1 protein-coding gene is annotated in these 3192 nt (G+C 48.2%); it reads right to left on the minus strand.

Annotated features, from left to right (window positions below):
- Positions 1 to 292: 292 nt before the first annotated feature.
- Positions 293 to 1873, minus strand: a complete 1581-nt coding sequence (locus tag JSU04_00015) for a hypothetical protein (GenBank protein ID MBS1968655.1) — start codon at positions 1871 to 1873, stop codon at positions 293 to 295.
- Between the last annotated feature and the right edge of the window lie 1319 nt (positions 1874 to 3192).

Raw genomic sequence — 3192 nt, forward strand, 5'->3', positions numbered from 1 at the left:
ACACGAAAGTCCGTCAACCACTGTCCTTTTGAAAAAACGAGAAAAACTGACGGACATTTCTTGAATGTATTGAACCTTGTTCCTTCGTTCACTTTGTTCTCTACAAGGCTCAACTCAAAATATGAAAGAATCAAAATAACAGGTTCAAGTACCAAATCGTCAATTGTCTTTTTAGGCGCGGAGAAAGAGCAAGCCGAGCACGCGAGCCCGTGCTCCATCCCATCGTCCCATCTTCCTTCTTCTTCTTCTTCTTCTTCTTCTTCTTCTTCTGCACTGTCTTCGATGTGAAGTTCTAAAAACCTATCTTTGTCACAGGCAATAATGGAGGAGTAAAAGAACGTGAAAGCGCATCTGCTGGATTGAACTTGCCTGGAATGTGTTCTAGTCTAATGAACACACCAAACCTCTCCCACTGTCGAAAAGAAGACACTGCCATAGAATATGCTGCACACTTTCCCCACCCTTTTTTGGAAGCAAAAACGAGACCCTCATGGTCCGTGTATAAAATCACATTCCTGACTTTCGTGTTCACAAAGTAGTTAATGGCAAGTGTTGCGGCAAGGGGCTCAGCTTCGACGGACGATTGTATGAAGTATGGCCATGGGAAAGCGCACGATCGTACGCTAGCGTTCATACCGACTGCAAGAGCTCCCCACCCTAAACCACTAGCGTCGACGTAAATACGTAAATCAATTTGGTCTGAAATAATGCGGTGGACATATACTGGTAGATTCAATGCAGCGCAGGCAGACCAACATAACAACTGGTCAAGAGGCTGTTCAGGGATGAACACGACCTCATATAATTCACGTGCTGCTGTTGTCGATAAGAAACGCATTGCCATGTGGTAAGCTGCCACGTCGATGTTTAGGATATCTGCGCAGTATAACAGTAAACCGAAAATAGCAAGGATCTGCCGTACTTTGAAATATTTTTTGGTCTGAGTGGATAAGAGAGCGAAAACATATGCTGCTTTGGCCTGGGTCTTGCTCGTCAGGCATCTTGTCTTGGCAACGTGATCGTAATGTTCGCCTAAAAGGTCGTATGAGGATTGTGGCGTAGCTTCTGGTTCCTTGATGACAGCCCTAACTGATGCACAAAGTGTGACGAACGTTTTACCTGCCATCAGGGCATCCTTGTGTGACCCAAAGAATGCCACATTATCGACGCATGCAGCCCATGTAACCTTGGTCTTGAGTAAAGTACGTAGCGTTGCCTGGATGAGCGTTTTTGTGATGGTATGAGCCACCTTGCATGAAGGTTTGTAACCCATTGGTAACACGTTGAGGTTCAATATATCATTATGCGACTTGAGTGCGAAAAGGTCACGAATGTGTGGGTGTAACTGGATCTGGTCAAACCATGCTGCGAAGTCGTATTGTAAGCAAGCTGAACTCTCAAAAACTTGCTTGCGAATCTCAGATTTAGGCGCGTAGGTAACACGGCATTGGGGTTGCCAAAACTCTTCAATGACACAGTTGATGAGTGGTTCGATGATGGGCCTGCGTCTGATACCCTCAGGCTTGTCTTCCTGAACAGTAAATGCGTTGCAATATGTTGTACCCCTGGATGCGATTGAGAGCTTTTCAGCCTTGATGAGTTGTAAAAGATCGTCTGCCGTGAACGATGAGCGATGTACTGGGAATGTGAAAGTTGGGAGATAAGATCGGATGCTATCGTAGATGTGTGAATCGTCTATCCATTCTAACGCTTCTCTCAACTCCTGATTCAAGTTGCCAAACTTCTGTAACAGTGCTGGAATGTCTAAACTGGCGATGACCTCTGTTTTGATATGTAACGGTCCCTCTGAGCTATTTGCATTGCTTTGCTTGCCACGTAGGGCTGGCCAGTTGGGAGCTTGTAAACCTAGCATTGTAATTCTGTCGGTGACTCGTCCGTCTCGCTGTCCGTGTCGCTGTCCTGGTCCTGTTCGATCAGTGCTTCGCCAGCTGTTGACATCCGTTGTGCCATAAGTGCGTAATCGTGACCAAAGTTGAGGTATCGCCACAGCGTCTTTTCGCAGGCATGACCCGAGTACATCATAAGAACGTCTATAGGTACCTTGAGTTGCGCCATGGTCTGTAGAGTACCCCTCCTGATACTTCGTGCCTCCATTCGCTTGTCTGAGAGGCGAAAAATCGGTAACATCTTGTCTGGTGTAATCGTGAAAAGAGGTGTCGGCAACACCGGAAATAGGGCAAGATAAGCTTTGATTGGGTGAAGAAGGAATGGGGGTAGCTTGGCAGTGTACACGACATACGGGCGGCCCCTCAACTTGGCTCCCTTGCCTCGTCGGAATGTCAATTCCAGTGATGAATCTGGCTTCGACACGATTTCGTCGCGATGGAGAAGGCATACGCACCCGACTCTCGCAGCGGTGAACCACATGAGGGTTAGGATTACCCTTTCCGCCAATTTCTGTGCAGGAATCTTCGCCAAAGTATGGACGAATATGACTGGTGTCATAGGGATGGGAACGCGAGCACGCTCCATCGCTTTCTCGCGACCAGCCGTCTTTAATGCCTGCTGGACCAGTGTACTGAACTTCAGATGTATCGGCTGCATGTGCGTTCTGTAAACCGGGAGAATGGCGAAGACGTGAAGAGCTGTTGCCAACTTCTTGTGAGTAGTGCTCCACGTCCAAAGTCGTTCCTTGCGCATGTTCTCCACGTGACGCACGATCGCTTCGTCGAGGGGTAAGAGGTGGAGCGGAGTAGGGTACTTTGTCAATTCTACCAGGAAGCGTTTGTGCTCCTGTCTCGTCGAACTCGCGAGGGCCTGTGTGACCAAGAGGGGCAACGGGCATGTTGCGATAAAGCGTTGAATGACGCTCAGAGGGGTATGGGTCATCAGTGGCGTCATAAGCTGATGACCCTTCGCAAAAGGGCGTGTAACTGACGTTGGCACCTGGTTGCCTAAGTGATTGGAACGTGTATGACAGACTGGTGTTGCAGACTCGTTTTGAATCACTTTATCTGTCTTTTTAGGCACTTTCTTCTGTACCCGTGCAGGCCCGCGTGCCGACTTTTCTTGTGTAGTAACCGTTGCTTTTGGAGTTACCACTTTGGTAGGAGCCATAAGGTCTACTTGCTTCTGCGGAAGGATACGTGTTGACGTTCCGTGCGCCGTCTGATGAGGGTCATTTTGCCGTCGCTGCATATCACTTGTCCTTATCGACTGCTGTGGCTCACT

It is taken from the genome of Bdellovibrionales bacterium, assembly GCA_018266295.1.
GTDB lineage: Bacteria > Bdellovibrionota > Bdellovibrionia > Bdellovibrionales > Bdellovibrionaceae > JACMRP01.

Coding starts and splice junctions, on each gene's coding strand:
- JSU04_00015 (MBS1968655.1), bottom strand. CDS start 1,873: ATGCTAGGTTTACAAGCTCCCAACTGGCCAGCCCTACGTGGCAAGCAA.